The following is a 17,011-nucleotide window of genomic DNA, read 5'->3' as shown; positions in this document are numbered from 1 at the left end:
ATTACGTACTCCTACCGACGTGCACCTGACACCCATGCCGTTTCCTTGCGTTCATGACGACACCGAGCGTGAAGGCGCGCATGCCGAAGAACGTCAGGCTGGCGGTGGTGGGGGTATGGGTCCAAGCCGTGCTGAACCTGGCGGCGGGCGCCGTGTTGCTGGCCGTGGTGAACGACGCGGTGGATCACGGTCAGGACGAAGGGACGGGCGCGCTCCGGTTCGTGGCGGTGCTGTCGCTGCTGATCGCCGGGGCGCTGCTGCTGTGCGGCGTTTTCGCGGGTAAGCGGTCGAACGGGTTGCGTGTCACGGTCATCGTCATCGAGGCACTGAGCCTGCTGAGCGGTGTGGTGGGCCTGCTGCGGGGTGGCGGCGTCTCGGTTCTGCCGGGTATCGCCTTCGCCCTCGCCGTGCTGCGGGGCTTCAGCTCCGCGGAGGCCAAGAACTGGTTCGACCGGTGAGGCGCGTACCGAGGCGCCTGGCCGAGCCGAAGAGCTCCGTCGTGCCTGCCGTCGCCGCCCTCGCCGTGGCCGTCCTGTTCACCGCGGGTTGTTCGAGCGCCGAGGGCACCTCCCTTTCCGGGGATCCGTCCGAGAGCGCGACGGCGGCGTCCGAGTCGCCGATCCCTTCGCCGACCCCGTCCCCCACTCCCCCGTATCCGACCGGGGCGTCCGGCTGCCACGACAACAAGGGGTGGACGGCCCAGGAATCCCGCGACTGGGTTGAACGCTTCATCGACACGCCCAAGGAGAACTACGACGGCGACGAGGTGAACGTGATCAGCCTGCCGGGGTACAACGGCCCGCTGTGCCGGAAGATCACCGTGCAGGTCGAGTTCTGGAAGCTGGTGTACGGAGTCGCGGACGGCGCCGACGGCGAACGTCTCTCGGACGGGACGCAACCCAGCTACTACTTCGACATCCGCCGGGTGAAACGCGTCGAACTCCAAGCGGACGCGAGCAGCGAGCGGACGATCGCCGTGCCCGCGTCCCTCTACGCGGCGGACCGCAGTCCCTGCGTCGGTGCCCTCCTCTCGGTCACCGTGGGCAAGCCGCTGAAGAGCAAGGAACTGCCCGAGGAGGTCGAGGTCGGCGGCGACAAGGACCTCTGGGGGCGCGCCACGGTGGACTTCCGTTCCAAGCGGGTCGCCGACTACGAACTGTCCGAGCCCTCGGCACCGCAGGTGTGCAGCCCGGACGGCAAGCCCACCGCCGACCCGGCCGATGTACCCGCACCGGGTTCCCAGCCCATCGACCCCTACCCGACGGACCTGTTCCCGACGCCCGACGTCAGCCTCGACTACGACGACATCTTCCGCTCTCCCACGCCCTGAGCCCCTTGCCCGGCGGCCGGCGTGCACCGACCTCTTCACCACATCAACAGGCCCTGCCACACCTACAGTTCGGCAGGACCGCCCGACCTCACCATGGGGGAACCACATGCGCATACGCACTGCTGCCACCGCTCTTTCCGGCTCCGTCGTACTCTCCGCCCTCGTGCTCCCGGGCACCGCCCAGGCGGCGGAGCACCCCGGGGCGGCGACGCCGCTCAGAGCCTTCGCCTCGCAGGGCGTCGATCCGCTGGACGCGTTGGGCGGCACCACCTTCAAGGACGGGGTCGTCAACAACGGCAAGGACATCGTGCTCGGCACCACGGGCAAGAAGGCCGTTCCCGTCACCTTCACCGCCTTCGACGAGGAAGGCGTGGCCCTCACCCAGGCGTTCCTGTGGCAGGGCACCGACAGTTCCAGCACGGACACCATCACCGGCGCGCTGGCGTCGGACGACTACCCCACCTGCACCGAGACGACGGTCGAGGGCGGCTACAGCTACAGCTGCAAGACGGTCTTCACCATCGACCCGGCGGTCGCCTTCGACGACAGCAACGGCACCGCGGGAACCTGGAAGGTCTTCCTGGGCGCCTATGACCTCTACGCGAACGCCAGTTACGACGACGACGTCGCCAGGACCAAGATCAAGCGTGCCGCGAAGCTGACCGCCAACGCCTCTCCCGAGCCGGTGAAGAAGGGCAAGACCATCACGGTCACCGGCAAGCTGACCCGCGCCAACTGGACCACGGGCAAGTACGCGGGATACGCGGCCCAGTCGGTGAAGTTGCAGTTCCGCAAGAAGAACAGCAGCACCTACACCACCCTCAAGACGGTCAAGACCAACAGCACCGGCGCCCTGAGCACCACCACCAAGGCCGGTTCCGACGGCTACTACCGCTTCGTCTTCGCCGGCACCACCACGACCGGCACCGCCACGGCGCCCGGCGACCTCGTCGACGTCAAGTAGGCGGACCGCGCTCAGTCCTGCTCCGTGCCGGCGTCCCGGAAGCGGCTCCCGGCGCGGCGGCGGGCCATCAACGTGGCCAGGGCGGTACGCGAGGAGACCCCGGTCTTGCGGAAGGCGCGCGAGACATGGGTCTCGACGGTGCGCCGACTGACGTAGAGCCGGTCCGCGATGGCCTGGCTGGTGAGCCCCTGCGCGACCAGCTCGGCTATCTCCAGCTCCCGGGCGGTCAGGGTGGCCAGCCGTTCGGTGAGTTCGGCGCGGTCCGGGGAGCCGTACACGGTCTCGGAGCCGGCTCCGGGCGGACGGGTGACGTCGGCGAGGCCGACCAGCATGCCGCTGCCGCCCGCCTCGGCGAGCCGACGGCCCCTGAGCCAGGCGTGCGTGGCGCCTCGGCCGCGGCCCGCCGCCGCTTCCAGAGGGGCGCCGAGCAGCAGGGAGTGGGCCTCCCAGAAGAGCGCTCCGCAACGGGCGCTTTCCGCGGCCGCCTCGGCGAACAGGTCCGCCGCCCGCGCTGTGTCCCCCTGCCCCAGCGGGAGATGGGCGGCGCTGCGCAGCGCGGAGGACCGCTGCATCGGCAGTCCCAGTTGTTCCGCCTCCTTGCGGGCCCGCTCGGCCCAGCCGCGGGCCTCCTCGGGCTGCCCCGTCACCAGTGCGGACGTGACCAGTATCTCCAGGTAGAGCGGCCGCATCGAGGGCTGGATCCGTTGCAGTTCGGGGCCGCCCGCCTGGAATATCGCCTCCCGGGCGCGGACCGGATCGCCGGCCATGAGCGCGGCCCAGCCGAAGATGCACCAGGCCGTGGAGGACCACCAGTCGACCCCGGTACCGGCCGCCGCCACGGCCTCCTCGGCGACGGCGAGCGGGCGCGGATCGCCCGGCGGGCAGGCGGCCACGAGCGCCGCGGCCTTGCTCGCCAGAACGAACGCGAGCAACTGGTCGCTGCCGATCCCGCGGGCGATGTCCTCGGCCTGGTCGGCGAGTTCCAGAGCCGAGGAGACCCGGCAGGTCTGGACCCGGACATGGGACTGGCACAGCAGCAGATGGGGCACGACATAGATCTGTCCGCTGCGGCGGGCGATGTCCAGGCCGCGCTCGGCGTGCCGCTCGGCGTCCGGGTAGTGCTCCAGGAAGGCCTCCGCCCAGCCGAGCCGGGCCAGTGGTTCGCACAGCGCGGTGAGGTCGTTGTCGGGCAGGGAGTCGACCAGGGCGGCGGCCTGCCGGGCGAGCCGGTGCGCCGCGGCCATGTTGCCCTCGTACGCCTCTCCCAGGGCGGCGACGGCGAGGACGCCCGCCTCCCCGACCTCGTCCCGCGTGGACCGGGCCGCCGTGAGGGCCGCCTCGACCTCGGTGCGCACCTGGGCGTACGAGGTGTCGCTGTCCTGGGACGCGGCCGAGCCGAGTTCCAGGCCGAGCCGGACGACGTGGGCCGGTGCGGGATCGCGGGTCAGCTCGCGGCGCAACAGCGCGACGGCCTCCGTGGAGCGCCCCAGATGACGCTCCACCAGCGCGCACAGGACGACCGCGCGCACCCTGAGGTCCTGGTCCTCTCCGGTGGCCGGGCCACCGGGTAACCGTCGCGGGGTGACGATCAGCTCCTGGAGCAGTTCGCGGCTCTCTCGCAGGCCACCGCACGCGGCCAACGCCCGGGCCCTTCGCAGGGCCAACTTGCCTCGGCGGGGCGCGTGTTCGGGAGTGTCCGGAAGGTGGCGCAGGGCCACATCGAGCCAGTGGGCGCAGCTCGCCGGGGCCGTTCGGGCGGTCCGTGCGGCGGCCTCGTCGAGCACGGCCACCGCTTGCGGGTCCCAGGCGGTCAGCGACTGTTCCACATGGTGGGCTCGTTCGGCTGCCGAGGCCCCGACGCGGGCCAGTTCCTGCGCGGCGAGTCGGTGGATCTCCACGCGCCTCAAGAAGGGCGTGCCTTCGTGGACGAGGGTTCGCACGACCGGATGGCGCAGGGTCAGCAGTCCTTGCGGGGCCGAGCGCAGCAGGTCGCGGCGGGTGAGGGCGTGGACATCGTCGGTGAACGCGGTGCCGGTGCGGCCGGTCACCCGGCTCACCATCGCCGGGGTGGCGTGCTCGCCCAGGACCGCCACGGCGTCGACGATGCCGCGCTGGGAGGGGGCGAGCGCGGTCAGTTCGTCCAGCAGCAGGGTGCCGAGCCCGGGCGGCGCCGAGGACTCGGGTGTCGTACCGCCGCGGTGGGCCTGAAGGAGGGTCAGGAAGTAGAACGGGTTGCCCTCGCTCGCGGCGTACAGCGAGTCGGTCTCGGCCTGCGGCAGGCCGGGGCCTGCCAGTTCGGCGCAGTCGCGGGCGCTCAGCGGCCGGAGCCCGAGTCTGACGACCGTGCCGGTGTCGAGCCCTCGGGTGAGTCTGGCGGCGAGGGACTCGGGACTCTGGCGGTCACGTCGTGTCACGGCCAGGACGACGGGGGCGTGCACGGGATGGCGTACGAGGTGGTCCAGCAGTTCCAGGGACGCGGAATCCGCCCAGTGCAGGTCGTCGAGGGCCAGCAGCAGCCCGGACCGGGCGGCGAGCCGGGAGAGCAGGACGGCCGTGGACCGGTGCAGTCCGAAACGGTCCACCGTGCCGCTGCGTTGAAGGAGGGGCGCCACCGCGTCGGCGTCCTCGAAGCCGTCCAAGGCGTGCGGGTCGAGGTGGGCCAGCGCGTCGGTGAACACCTGGAACGGCACCTGCCGCTCGTACTCCGTGGCTCTGCCGCGCAGTACCAGCATTCCGCGTCGGCGGGCCCGCGCACAGACCTCGCCGAGCAACCGGCTCTTGCCGATGCCGGCCTCACCGGTGACGTCGACGAGCCGGGAACGGCCGCTGTCCCCGGATTCCCCACCCCTCGCCGTGCCGCCCACGCCGCCTGCCGCACGGTCGAGCAGCGCGTCACATCGGGCCAGTTCGGCGGACCGGCCCAGCAACGGAGCCCGGTACCCGCCGTCCCCAACCACCCCGTCCGTTCCCACAGTTCCCCCCTGCCTTCACACTCCCCTCACACATCATTCTCTCCTGATGATCGTCGTAACCGCCACGTCGGCCTACTGGGACGGACGGATCTCAGCGTCCGAGTCCGCCCGGGGGGACTGCGGCTGGGGTCAGAGCGAGGTCATGACGTGCTTGATCCGGGTGTAGTCCTCGAAGCCGTACGCGGAGAGGTCCTTGCCGTAGCCGGACTTCTTGAAGCCGCCGTGCGGCATCTCGGCGACGAGTGCCATGTGGGTGTTGATCCAGACGCAGCCGAAGTCGAGGTTCTTGGACATCCGCATCGCCCGCGCGTGGTCCTTGGTCCACACCGAGGAGGCCAGTGCGTAGTCGACGCCGTTGGCGTACGCCACGGCCTGGGCCTCGTCCGTGAAGGACTGGACGGTCATGACCGGGCCGAAGACCTCGTTCTGGACGATCTCGTCGTCCTGGCGGAGGCCCGAGACCACGGTCGGGGCGTAGAAGTAGCCCTTGTCGCCGACCCGGTGGCCGCCCGCCTCGACCGTGGCGTGCTCGGGGAGACGCTCGACGAAGCCGCTGACCTGTGCGAGCTGACCCGCGTTGTTGAGCGGTCCGTACAGCACGTCCTCGTCGTCCGGCCGGCCCGTCTTCGTGTCGGCGGCGGCCTTCGCCAGCGCCGCGACGAACTCGTCGTAGACGGACTCGTGGACCAGGACGCGGGTCGCCGCCGTGCAGTCCTGACCGGCGTTGAAGAATCCGCCGACCACCAGGTCCTCGACCGCCTTCGCCAGGTCGGCGTCCTCGAAGACCACGGCCGGGGCCTTGCCGCCCAGCTCCAGGTGGACCCGCTTGACGTCCTTGGCCGCGCTCTGGGCGACCTGGATGCCGGCGCGCACGGAACCGGTGATGGAGGCCATCGCGGGGGTCGGGTGCTCGACCATCAGGCGGCCGGTCTCGCGGTCGCCGCAGACCACGTTGAAGACGCCGCCCGGCAGCCCCAGCTCCGCCAGGACACCGCCGATGATCTCGGCGATCAGCACCGTGGAGGCCGGGGTGGTGTCCGAGGGCTTGAGGACCACCGCGTTGCCCGCCGCGAGCGCCGGGGCGAACTTCCAGACCGCCATCAGCAGCGGGTAGTTCCACGGCGCGACCTGGGCGCACACACCGACCGGCTCACGGCGGATGATCGAGGTCATCCCCTCCATGTACTCGCCGGCCGAACGGCCTTCCAGCATGCGGGCCGCGCCCGCGAAGAAGCGGACCTGGTCGATGGCGGGGGCGAGTTCCTCGCTGCGGGTGAGGTGCAGCGGCTTGCCGGTGTCGCGGCTCTCCGCCGCGACGAGTTCGTCGGCCCGCTCCTCCATCGCGTCGGCGATCTTCAGCAGGGCGCGCTGCCGCACGGACGGCGTGGTGTCGCGCCAGACGGGGAACGCGGCGGCCGCGGCCGCCATCGCCGCGTCGACGTCCGCCGCGCCCGAGAGCGGGGAGGTCGCGTAGACGTCACCGGTGGCGGGGTCCACCACGTCGAGCGTGCGGCCGTCCGCGGCGTCCGCGAACGCACCGTCGATGTAGTTGCGGAAGGTGGTGTTCATGGACGTCTCTCCTGGTCAGGCGGTGGTGCGGGCGGACAGGTGCTCGTGTACGGCGACCCAGCGGCCGTCCTCGCTGCCGTTCTCGCTGCCGTACTCGGCGCGGGTGAAGACGATGGTCTCCCGCTCCTGGAGCGTCTCCTCGCCGGCGTGGGTGGAGATCCGGGTCTCCACGTCGTGGCTGAAGACGGCGGTGTCGCCGAAGTCCTGGATCAGCTGGGCGGACGAGGTGCAGCCGAGGATGCGGAAGCCGTCCTCGGCCACCCAGCGCTGCCACAGCGCGCGGTACTCGGCCGTGGAGCCGAGCCTCTGCGGGGTGGTGTGGAAGACGAAGGTCGCGTCGGGGGCGAAGGCGCCGAAGTAGTCGTCGAGGCGGCCCTCGGCGAAGGCCGCGACGAGCGCGTCCGCGGCGGCCCGGACATCCTGCACGGTGGTGGTGCTCATGCTGCTCGGCTCCTTGCGAGGGTCACAGGGGTCACTTGGTCATGGCGGGCTCGGGGACGGTCTCCTCGTCGCCGCCGGTGATGGGCGGTACCGGGGTGTCCGACGCCCGGACGAAGCGGGGTCCGGCCGGCCCGTACACGGCGCGCGGCTCGGGGAACAGGGTGAGCAGGGCCAGGTAGAGGACGACGGCGAGGCCGAGGCCGACCGGCAGCGAGATGTCCGTGCCGCCGGCGAGGTCGCCCAGCGGGCCGACGAACTGGCCGGGCAGGTTGGTGAAGAGGAGCGCCACGACGGCGGAGACGAGCCAGGTGGCCATGCCGCGCCAGTTCCAGCCGTGCGTGAACCAGTAACGCCCGCCGCGCTGACGGCGGTTGAAGACCTGGAGCGCCTCCGCGTCGTACCAGCCCCGGCGGGTGACGTAGCCGAGGGTCATGACGATCATCCACGGCGCGGTGCAGGTGATGATCAGCGTGGCGAAGGTGGAGATGGACTGCGCGAGGTTGAGCGCGAACCGGCCGACGAAGATGAACGCGATGGACAGGGCGCCGATGAAGAAGGTGGCCTGGACGCGGCTGAAGCGGGTGAAGACGCTGGAGAAGTCGAGACCCGTGCCGTACAGGGAGGTCGTACCGGTGGACAGGCCGCCGATCAGGGCGATCAGGCAGAGCGGCAGGAAGTACCAGCCGGGCGAGATCGCGAGCAGTCCGCCCACGTAGTTGGGGGCGGCCGGGTCGACGTACTTCGCGGCCTTCGACGCGATGATCGACGCGGTGCCCAGGCCGAAGAGGAACGGCAGCAGGGTGGCGATCTGGGCGAGGAAGGCGGCCCCCATCACGCGGCGGCGCGGGGCCCCGGCCGGGATGTAGCGGGACCAGTCGCCGAGGAACGCGCCGAAGGAGACCGGGTTGGACAGCACGATCAGCGCGGCGCCGATGAACGACGGCCAGAACAGCGGGTCGGCGGTGGAGGCGAAGGTGCCCGCGTAGCCGGGGTCGAAGTCACCCGCGAAGGCGAAGGCGCCGAGCACGAAGAGGGCGGACGCCGCCAGCACCGCGATCTTGTTGACCAGCAGCATGAACCGGAAGCCGTAGATGCAGACGACCAGGACGAGCCCGGCGAAGATCGCGTACGCGATGCCGTAGGTGACGTCCGACTCGGGGACGTCGGCGAGCCGGTGCGCGCCGCCCACGAGGGCGTCGCCCGAGGACCACACCGAGATCGAGAAGAACGCGACGGCGGTGAGCAGGGAGAGGAACGAGCCGACGACCCGGCCGTGCACGCCCAGGTGCGCGGAGGAGGAGACGGCGTTGTTCGTGCCGTTGGTCGGGCCGAACAGCGCCATCGGGGCCAGCAGCAGCGCACCCGCGACGAGGCCGAGGACGGTCGCCGCGAGCCCCTGCCAGAAGGAGAGGCCGAAGAGGATCGGGAAGGCGCCCAGCACACAGGTCGCGAAGGTGTTGGCACCGCCGAAGGCGAGCCGGAACAGATCGATCGGGCGGGCCGTGCGGTCCTCGTCCGGGATCCGCTCGACACCATATGTCTCGATTTCGGTGATCGAGGTAGCCACGGGCCCTCCACCTTCCGTTCATACAAGGGGGACGGTTTCACAGTGTGTGGCCCGCCGCTGACCGGCGACAATTGTGTCCATCACGGAGACGTAGGCTGTTTTATGTGGCCAGCAACAAATGCACCGTCGGGGACCTGCTCACCTTCCCCGCGCTCCAGCTCTCCGTGAAGGCCGGCAGCGGCGGTCTGAACCGGTCCGTCTCCTGGGCGCACGCCAGCGAGCTCGCCGATCCGACACCCTGGCTGCTGGGAGCCGAGGTGATCATGACGACGGGTCTCGCGATCCCCCGTACCGCGGCCGGACAGCGCGCCTATCTGGAGCGGCTGGACGACGCCGGGGTGTCCGCGCTCGCACTCTCCGCGCAGCTGCACATGCCACCGCTGCACGAGGCGTTCCTCCGGGCGGCGGAGGAACGCGGCTTCCCGGTCCTGGAGGTACCGCTCGCCGTACCGTTCATCGCGGTCTCCCAGGAAGTCGCGGCCGCGGTCCAGGAGGACGCCCGGCACCGGCTGGGCGCGCAGCTCCAGGTCTTCGGCGCGCTGCGCTGGCTGGTCGCCGAGAACCTCGACACGCCCACGCTGCTGCGCCGCCTCGAAGACCTCTCGGGCTACGACGTCTACCTCTGCACCCCGCAGGGCCGCCCCCTCCTGCCCGGCGTCCGCGTCCCGGACCCCGCGGTCCTGCCCGCCTCCGTCGACGCTCCACCGACCGTCCCCGGCGGATTCGTCCTCCCCGTGCCCGCGCCCGGCGGCCCCGCGGGCTTCCTCGTGGCGTACGAGCGTCAGGGCGCCCAGCCCGCGGGACTCGCCGTCGCCCAGCACATCGCCACCGTGGCGGCGCTGCGGCTGGCGATGGTGCGCAACGAACGCGAGACACTGCGCCGCGAGGGCGCCGAGACGCTGGCCGAGCTCCTCCAGGAGGTGCTCGACCCGGAAACGGCGCGCCGGCGGCTCACCCGGCACGCGATCGAGGGCGACACCGTGCTCCTCGTGGTCCGCCACACCACCGACGAGGCGCTGCTGCGCTGTCTGGAGGTCCATGCGCATCTGCTGCTCACCCGGGGCGAGGACCGCTATGTCCTGGGGGCGCCGGAGGTGGCGACGGCCATCGGTGAGCTGTCGGACGTGGCCGCCGGGATGAGCCGGCCGTTCCTGCCGGGCGCCGCGCTGAAGGTCGCCCAGCGCGAGGCGCTCTGGGCGGTCTCCAAGGCCGTGGAGTCGGGCCGCCCCGTGGTCCGGTACGGCGACGACTCGACCGGCCGTTGGCTGCCCGACGATCCCGCCGTCCTGACCGCGCTGGTCGAGCATGTGCTCGGCGACGTCCTGCGCTACGACGAGGCACACGACTCCCAGCTGCTGGTCTCCGCCCGTACCTGGATGGAGCGCGACCGCCGCACCGAGACGGCCGCGGCCGCGCTCCACATCCACCCCAACACCCTCGCCTACCGGCTGCGCCGCTTCGGCGCGCTCGCCGAGCGCGACCTGACGTCGACAGGGGCGCTGGCCGAGGTGTGGCTGGCCATCCAGGCGGCGGGGACGCTGGGTCTCACCGACTGAGTACGGCTCGTGGCGGCTGAGGTCTACGGGGCTCCCGCCCGGTCGGGGATCGCCTGTTCGGCCCAGATGATCTTGCCGGTGTGGGTGTGGCGGCTGCCCCAGCGTTGGCTGAGCTGGGCGACGAGCAGGAGACCCCGGCCGCCCTCGTCGAAGGCGCGGGCCCTGCGCATGTGGGGAGCGGTGCCGCTGGAGTCGGATACCTCGCAGATCAGCGTCGCGTCGCGGATCAGCCGTAGCTGAATGGGGGACCCGCCGTAGCGGATGGCGTTGGTGACCAGTTCGCTGACGACGAGTTCGGTGACGAAGGAGAGGTCCTCCAACTGCCAGGCGGCAAGCTGCTCGCAGGCCAGTTTGCGGGCCTCGGCCACGAACTTCGGATCGGCGGGAACATCCCAACAGGCGACCTGGTCGGCGTACAACGCGCGGGTCCGGGCCACGAGAAGGGCGACGTCGTCGGCGGGACGGTCCGGCAGCAGGCCCCGCAGGACCGCGTCGCACGTCTCTTCCAGCGGGCGGCCCTGCCCGGCGAGGGCCTGGCGCAGCAGGTCGAGTCCGTCGTCCATGTCCCGGTCGGGGGCCTGGACGAGACCATCGGTGTAGAGGGCGAGCACACTGCCCTCACGGACGTCGAACTCCGCGGTCTCGAAGGGCAGACCGCCCACGCCCAGCGGCGGCCCGACCGGCAGGTCGAGGAACTCGGCTTCGCCGTCCGGGGCGACCAGGACCGGCGGCGGGTGGCCGGCCCGGGCCATGGAGCAGCGGCGCGAGACGGGGTCGTAGACGGCGTACAGGCAGGTGGCCCCGATCTCGCCCGGACCGTCCGCGGCCCTGTCGTCGTCCGTCTCTGAGTCCATGCGCAGGACGATGTCGTCGAGCCGGGTGAGCAGTTCGTCCGGGGCCACGTCCACGTCGGCCAGGGTGCGTACGGCCGTGCGCAGCCGGCCCATGGTGGCGGACGCCTGCACGCCGTGACCGACGACGTCGCCGACCACCAGCCCCACTCGCGCTCCGGACAGGGGGATGACGTCGAACCAGTCGCCACCGATGCCGGCGCGGGAACTCGCCGGCCGGTAGCGGGACGCGACCTCGACGGCCGCGTGTCTGGACGCATGGTGACGTAGGAGGCTGCGTTGCAGTTCGAGAGCGATGGCACGTTCGCGCGTGTAGCGGCGGGCGTTGTCGACGCTGACCGCCGCGCGGGCGGCCAACTCCTCGGCCAGCAGCAGGTCGTCCTCGCCGAAGGGTTCCGGTGTGCGATGGCGGACGAGGATCGACAGGCCGAGGGTGACGCCGCGGGCGCGCAACGGCACCGCCATCGCCGAGTGGATGCCGTAGGTGTCGATGCTGCGGGCCCGCTCCGGTGAGCCCGCGGCCCACTGGTAGCGGCCGACGTCCTCCGCCGCGTACAGCAGGGCGCGGCCGGTGGTCAGTGCGCGGCCCTGCGGCGAGTCCTCGTCGTAGCTGTGTCTGCTGCCGAGCGGGACCACGGATTCGGGGCAGCCGTCCAGCACGGACCGCTGTGCGGTGCGGCGGAAGACCAGGGGTCCGGCACCGGACAGAGGGGCCTCCTCCTCACCGGCCAGCGCGGAGTTCAGCAGGTCCACCATGACGAAGTCGGCGAAGTGGTCCGTGCACACCTCCGCCAGTTCCTCGGCGGTGCGCGCCACGTCCAGGGTGGAGCCGATCCGGACACCGGACTCGTTGAGCACGCTCAGGCGTCGGCGGGCCAGGAACTGTTCCGTGCTGTCCATCGCCGCCAGGCATACTCCCCGCACCTCGCCGGCGTCGTCCGTGAGCGGGCTGAGGGACACGAGCCACGCGTGTTCCCGGGGCTCGCCGGGCGCACGCAGCCATGCCTCGTACGGCATCGGCTCACCCGTGCCCAGCACACGCAGGACCGCGTCGTCGAGCCCCTCGAAGCCCGGCAGCCGTCGCGATCCGCGGCCCGACTCCCCCACCCGCCGGCCCACCAGGTCCGACTCCGGCCTGCCCATCGCCGCTTCCATGGCGGAGTTCACGGACACCGCGAGCCCGTCCTGATCGAAGAGCGCCATCGGAACGGGGAACTGCTCCAGAGCCCGCCGTCGCAGCTGCGCCGCCGGTTCCGGCAGCGTGGCCGTCAGAAACCACTGGGTGTCCCCCGCCAGGTCCAGCAGCGGATGGGCCTCCACGTCCAGCGCCAGATGGTGACCGTCCCGATGCCGGACGTGAAGAGGGCCGCGCCAGTCGCTCGCCTCAGCAAGACAGCTCCGGGCTGAGGCCGGAACGGCACCGGCCAGCAGCGTGCCCACCCCGCGGCCCAGCATCTCCCCGGGCTCGTATCCGAGCAGGCGGCAGGCACCGGCACTCCACGCGATGACCCGCCCCCCGGCATCCACCGCGGCCGAGGCGACACCGTGCTCGCCCATCGTTCCTTCTCTCTGCACGGCCGGAACCGCCGTCAGTGAGCTCACGGGCCGACTGCGCGGTGCTCCCATTCCCACTCTCCATTCTGCACCGGCCGCTCCACGCACAGCGTTCGAATACGTCAGCCAGCAGGGCTGAAGGCTGAGCCAGCTCAGGAGGGGAACTTCTGCCGTACTCACCGTCACCCTCTCCGGGGCATCCCACCGGGCTCCACGCTGGGCTGCAAGCACCCGTCAGTTCGGCCCGAGGACGACCGGATACAGTGCGCGAGACGGCAGTCCGGCCGGAGAGGGGAAGCGTGACCGACACCAGCAACACCCGACCCGCCGACAGCGAAGTGCAGGCTCCCCGGCCGAGCCGACTGCACCGCCTGATGCGCTACATCCCCCTGATCGCCCCCGTCCTGCTGTGGGCCGTGCCCTGCTGGGTGCTCCTGTACACCGGCCAGCACTGGCCGCTGCCCGTCACGCTGGTCGGCACCGCCCTCTTCTTCCTGGGCCTCGTCGGTATGCCGCTCGCGATGATGCGCGGCCACGGCCGACGCCAGCAGGACCGGGCGGCGATCGTCGGTGACACCCTGCTGGGCAGCAGCTGGGTCCTGTTCACCTGGTCCGTTCTGCTCGGCATCCTGCTGCGGCTCGCCCTGACCGTGGCCGGCGTCGGCGAGAGCCAGGACCGGGCGCGCATCGTGACGTGGGCCGTCCTCGGCACCGCCGCCGTGCTGCTCGGCTGGGGGTACGCCGAGGCCCGCCGCGTGCCGCGCGTGCGCCGTCTCGACGTGCAACTCCCACGGCTGGGTGCCGGATTGGACGGCCTCCGCGTCGTCCTCATCACCGACACCCACTACGGCCCACTCGATCGCGCCCGCTGGTCGGAACGGGTGTGCGAGACGGTGAACACCCTGGAAGCCGACCTCGTCTGCCACACCGGCGACATCGCGGACGGCACGGCCGAACGCCGACGCGCCCAGGCCGTCCCCCTCGCTACCGTGCGAGCCGCCCGTGCCCGGGTCTACGTCACCGGCAACCACGAGTACTACAGCGAGGCCCAGGGCTGGGTCGACCTGATGGACGAGCTGGGCTGGGAACCGCTGCGCAACCGCCATCTGCTGCTCGAACGCGGTGGCGACACCCTCGTGGTGGCCGGTGTGGACGACGTCACCGCCGAGTCCTCCGGTCTGGCAGGCCACGGCGCCCACCTCGCCGGGGCCCTGGACGGCACCGACCCCGACCTGCCGGTCCTGCTCCTGGCCCACCAGCCCAAGTTCGTCGACCGGGCGGCGGACGCGGGCATCGACCTGCAACTCTCCGGTCACACCCACGGCGGCCAGATCTGGCCCTTCCACCACCTGGTCGGTATCGACCAGCCCGCCCTCGCCGGCCTCAGCCACCACGGCCCCCGCACGCTCCTCTACACGAGCCGCGGCACCGGCTTCTGGGGCCCGCCGTTCCGTGTCTTCGCCCCCAGCGAGATCACCCTGCTCGTACTCCGCTCCCCACACCCGCCCACCTCGCCGTAACACTGAAGGCCCTCTTGGCGGCTGCCTCCAACCGGTCCAGGGTCCAGGGCGCGTCCCCACCGGCGGCCATGACGCGCAGGATGACGACGCCCATGGGCCCGGATCGATGACCCGCGGAGTCGTCGTGAGGGTGTGTGGTTTCAGTGCTGTGTCGCCGGTCCCGGCCATACGGCGGAAGCGTCGTCGCGGGTCGGGTCGGGCAGACGGATCGGGCGGACGGGGATGGTGCGGGTGCTGCCTTCCGTCACCGCTATCCAGGGAGTTGGGCGGCCCGAGTAGCACAGGGTGGTCAGGACGAAGACGCCGTCGGCGTACACCTCGACGTACTCGCCGATGGTGAGAACGCGCAGCGTCGAGGCGGGCTCGGACAGGACGGTCTCGCCCAGGGGCGCGCCGGCCGGTCCGGTGGCCCAGAGGTTCTTGCCGTCGCAGCCGACGACCAGGGCCGGACCGTCGTCGCCGGTGCGCAGGGTGATCTCCACCCGGCCGGCCACATCGATGTCTCCCACCGCGTGCAGGGTCGGCTCCGAGGTCTCCTCCAGCAGCCAGGCGTCCAGGCCGGACCACCAGGTCAGGCTCGGCGCCGAACCTTCCTGTACGACAAGGGACTTGGGCTGCGCGAGCATCCCGCGGCACCGGTCGCCCGAGTCCGTCAGGTCGATCCGGCGGGGCGTGGTGTGCAGGACTACGCGGGAGCCGTCCGGGGCGGCGATGACGCGGGGGGCGTAGGAGCCGGTGGGGCCCAGCGGGCCGCGGCGGGTCCAGGGGCCACGAAGCCGGGGAGCCGTCCATGACTCGAAGCCACGCGTCGCGCCGACCGAACCGATCAGCAACCAGCTTCCGTCGTCGAGGCGTTCAAGGACCGGGCACTCCAACTCGTCCACGTCACCGGGTGAGATGAGCGGCGGCCGCACCGTCCAGTGCTCCAGGTCGTCCGAGGTCGCCCACGCCACGCATCCGCTGACCTCCACCGGCAGGGAGGCGTCGGCGGCGCAGACGACCATGACCCAGCCGTCACCCTCGTCGTCGCGTACGACGAACGGGTCGCGCCAGCCCATGCGTTCGCCGGTGCGGTACCAGCGGGGGTCCGCCTCGGCGACCGGTCCGGTGCCGTGGCGGCGCCAGCCGGTGCCGTCGGTGCGGTCGGAGTGGGCCAGCCCGACGGACTGGAGCGGCCAGCCGTTCTCCGTCAGCCCGCTCACGCCCGTGTAGAACATCGCCATGCCGGACCCCTGCCGGATCGGGTGCATGGTCCACACCGCCTGCTGGTCGAAGCGGCCGGGCAGTCCGTTGCCGAAGGCGGTGCCCTCGGGCCGCCAGGCGACCAGGTCGGTGGAGGTGGCCCTGCCGTAGGAGGTCTCCATGCGCAGATGGTCGAACTCGGCCGTCCACGGGCCCTGGAGGTGCAGCACCGCGTAGGTGCCGTCGTCGTCCCGGAGCAGGGCGAAGTCGTTCACACAGAGGCCGGGCGGGGCGTATCGCATGCACTGTTCCTGTCGGCTCGCAGCACTCAAACGTATGCGCTGTTCGTGGCTCGCAAAGGTCTCGCTTAGGAGTCGACCCAAGTAGAACCCAACGCAAACGCTTGCGCAACAACGATGCCGGGTTTACGGTCACGTCACCTCCAGATCACACCGACGTGAAACCGACAGGAGAACTGCGCTGTGACTGTCAGCATCACCGATGTCGCCCGCGCCGCCGGAGTCTCGGCGTCCACCGTGTCCCGCGCCCTGCGCGGCCAGCCGGGCGTCTCCGACGAGGTGCGCACCCAGATCACGGCCGTCGCCGCACAGCTCGGCTATACGGCGTCCCGCTCGGCGTCCAGCCTGGCCAGTGGGCGCACCTTCACCATCGGGGTCGTGGTCCCGTACGTGGGCCGCTGGTTCTTCGGCACCGTGCTGGACGCCGCCGAGCACGTGTTCAGCGCCGCCGGGTACGACGTCCTGCTGTACAACCTGGGCTCGCCGGAGTCACGCAAGCGTTTCTTCACCAAGCTGCCGGTCCGCAAGCGGGTGGACGCGGTGCTGTCGCTCCTCATCCCCGACGAGGAGGAGTCGGCCGCGCTGCGCTCGCTCGGGGTGCCGCTGGCCAGTACGGTCGGCGGCGCCCGGCCCGGCTTCACCGTGGTCGGCATCGACGACCGGGCCGGCGCGGAGAGTGCCGTACGGCATCTGGTGAACCTCGGCCACCGCCGGATCGGCATGATCAGCGGATCGAGCGGGCCGCAGCACTGGACCACTCCCCTCGCGCGCCGCCAGGCGTATCTGGATGTGCTGGCCGACGCCGGGATCGAGCACGATCCCGCGCTGGAGGCGGACGGCGACTACACCGTCGAGGGCGGTGAGCGGGCGATGACCGAGCTGCTGGCCGCCTCCCGGCCGCCGACCGCCGTGTTCGCGCAGTCCGACGAGATGGCGATGGGCGCGTTGCGCGCGCTCAGGAGGCACCGGCTCCGGGTGCCGGACGACGTGTCCGTCGTCGGCTTCGACGACCACGAACTCGCCGATGTCATCGGGCTGACCACCGTCGCCCAGCCGGTCGCGGGGCAGGGCGCCGAAGCCGCACGGCTGCTGCTGCGCCAGCTCGACGAGCCGGACGCCGAGCGGCCCGGGCACGTGGAGATGCCCATCCGGCTCGTCCTGCGCGAGACCACCGCCCCGCCGCACCCGCGCGGCCCCCAGTAACCC

12 protein-coding genes are annotated in these 17,011 nt (G+C 71.6%); 6 read left to right on the top strand and 6 right to left on the bottom strand.

What is annotated here, in order from left to right:
* Positions 1-53 precede the first annotated feature (53 nt).
* The 3 genes from HLK59_RS28160 to HLK59_RS28150 all read left to right on the top strand — a co-directional run bounded on the left by HLK59_RS28160 (position 54) and on the right by HLK59_RS28150 (position 2,294).
* Positions 54-458 (top strand): hypothetical protein, encoded by a 405-nt coding sequence (locus HLK59_RS28160; protein WP_240982684.1) that lies wholly within the window; start codon positions 54-56, stop codon positions 456-458.
* Positions 459-499: 41 nt separating this feature from the next.
* Positions 500-1,330 carry a hypothetical protein gene (locus tag HLK59_RS28155; RefSeq protein ID WP_171144335.1) on the top strand — a complete coding sequence of 277 codons (831 nt, stop codon included), beginning with the start codon at positions 500-502 and terminating at the stop codon, positions 1,328-1,330.
* A gap of 106 nt (positions 1,331-1,436) precedes the next feature.
* Positions 1,437-2,294 carry a hypothetical protein gene (locus HLK59_RS28150; RefSeq protein WP_171144334.1) on the top strand — a complete coding sequence of 286 codons (858 nt, stop codon included), beginning with the start codon at positions 1,437-1,439 and terminating at the stop codon, positions 2,292-2,294.
* 11 nt (positions 2,295-2,305) lie between these two features.
* Here the strand turns inward: HLK59_RS28150 and HLK59_RS28145 are convergent, their stop codons facing one another.
* From HLK59_RS28145 to HLK59_RS28130, 4 genes are all read right to left on the bottom strand, one after another.
* A complete protein-coding gene (locus tag HLK59_RS28145; protein ID WP_171144333.1) occupies positions 2,306-5,221 on the bottom strand; it encodes a LuxR family transcriptional regulator in 2,916 nt (971 codons plus the stop codon).
* Positions 5,222-5,395: 174 nt separating this feature from the next.
* Positions 5,396-6,835: a gamma-aminobutyraldehyde dehydrogenase gene (locus HLK59_RS28140; RefSeq protein WP_171144332.1), complete on the bottom strand. Its 1,440-nt coding sequence runs from the start codon at positions 6,833-6,835 to the stop codon at positions 5,396-5,398.
* A 15-nt stretch (positions 6,836-6,850) separates the two neighbouring features.
* Positions 6,851-7,276 (bottom strand): nuclear transport factor 2 family protein, encoded by a 426-nt coding sequence (locus HLK59_RS28135; RefSeq protein ID WP_171144331.1) that lies wholly within the window; start codon positions 7,274-7,276, stop codon positions 6,851-6,853.
* A gap of 31 nt (positions 7,277-7,307) precedes the next feature.
* Positions 7,308-8,843 (bottom strand): cytosine permease, encoded by a 1,536-nt coding sequence (locus HLK59_RS28130; RefSeq protein ID WP_171144330.1) that lies wholly within the window; start codon positions 8,841-8,843, stop codon positions 7,308-7,310.
* Positions 8,844-8,947: 104 nt separating this feature from the next.
* Here HLK59_RS28130 and HLK59_RS28125 point away from each other — a divergent pair, with 104 nt between their 5' ends.
* A complete protein-coding gene (locus HLK59_RS28125; protein WP_171144329.1) occupies positions 8,948-10,399 on the top strand; it encodes a PucR family transcriptional regulator ligand-binding domain-containing protein in 1,452 nt (483 codons plus the stop codon).
* A 23-nt stretch (positions 10,400-10,422) separates the two neighbouring features.
* Here the strand turns inward: HLK59_RS28125 and HLK59_RS28120 are convergent, their stop codons facing one another.
* Entirely contained in the window at positions 10,423-12,807 is a 2,385-nt protein-coding gene (locus tag HLK59_RS28120; RefSeq protein WP_171144328.1) for a SpoIIE family protein phosphatase, read from the bottom strand.
* Positions 12,808-13,103: 296 nt separating this feature from the next.
* Here HLK59_RS28120 and HLK59_RS28115 point away from each other — a divergent pair, with 296 nt between their 5' ends.
* A complete protein-coding gene (locus tag HLK59_RS28115; RefSeq protein ID WP_171144327.1) occupies positions 13,104-14,324 on the top strand; it encodes a metallophosphoesterase in 1,221 nt (406 codons plus the stop codon).
* A gap of 140 nt (positions 14,325-14,464) precedes the next feature.
* Here HLK59_RS28115 and HLK59_RS28110 read toward each other — a convergent pair whose 3' ends face one another.
* Positions 14,465-15,808: a mucin-1 gene (locus HLK59_RS28110; protein WP_171144326.1), complete on the bottom strand. Its 1,344-nt coding sequence runs from the start codon at positions 15,806-15,808 to the stop codon at positions 14,465-14,467.
* Between the two features lie 180 nt (positions 15,809-15,988).
* Here HLK59_RS28110 and HLK59_RS28105 point away from each other — a divergent pair, with 180 nt between their 5' ends.
* A complete protein-coding gene (locus tag HLK59_RS28105; RefSeq protein WP_171144325.1) occupies positions 15,989-17,008 on the top strand; it encodes a LacI family DNA-binding transcriptional regulator in 1,020 nt (339 codons plus the stop codon).
* The last annotated feature ends 3 nt before the right edge of the window (positions 17,009-17,011 follow it).

This window comes from Streptomyces sp. S3(2020) (assembly GCF_013044505.1).
Taxonomy (GTDB): Bacteria; Actinomycetota; Actinomycetes; order Streptomycetales; family Streptomycetaceae; genus Streptomyces.
This window is presented reverse-complemented; position numbering and strand designations above follow the sequence as displayed.

Coding starts and splice junctions, on each gene's coding strand:
- HLK59_RS28160 (WP_240982684.1), top strand. CDS start 54: ATGACGACACCGAGCGTGAAGGCGCGCATGCCGAAGAACGTCAGGCTG.
- HLK59_RS28150 (WP_171144334.1), top strand. CDS start 1,437: ATGCGCATACGCACTGCTGCCACCGCTCTTTCCGGCTCCGTCGTACTC.
- HLK59_RS28140 (WP_171144332.1), bottom strand. CDS start 6,835: ATGAACACCACCTTCCGCAACTACATCGACGGTGCGTTCGCGGACGCC.
- HLK59_RS28135 (WP_171144331.1), bottom strand. CDS start 7,276: ATGAGCACCACCACCGTGCAGGATGTCCGGGCCGCCGCGGACGCGCTC.
- HLK59_RS28120 (WP_171144328.1), bottom strand. CDS start 12,807: ATGGGCGAGCACGGTGTCGCCTCGGCCGCGGTGGATGCCGGGGGGCGG.
- HLK59_RS28110 (WP_171144326.1), bottom strand. CDS start 15,808: ATGCGATACGCCCCGCCCGGCCTCTGTGTGAACGACTTCGCCCTGCTC.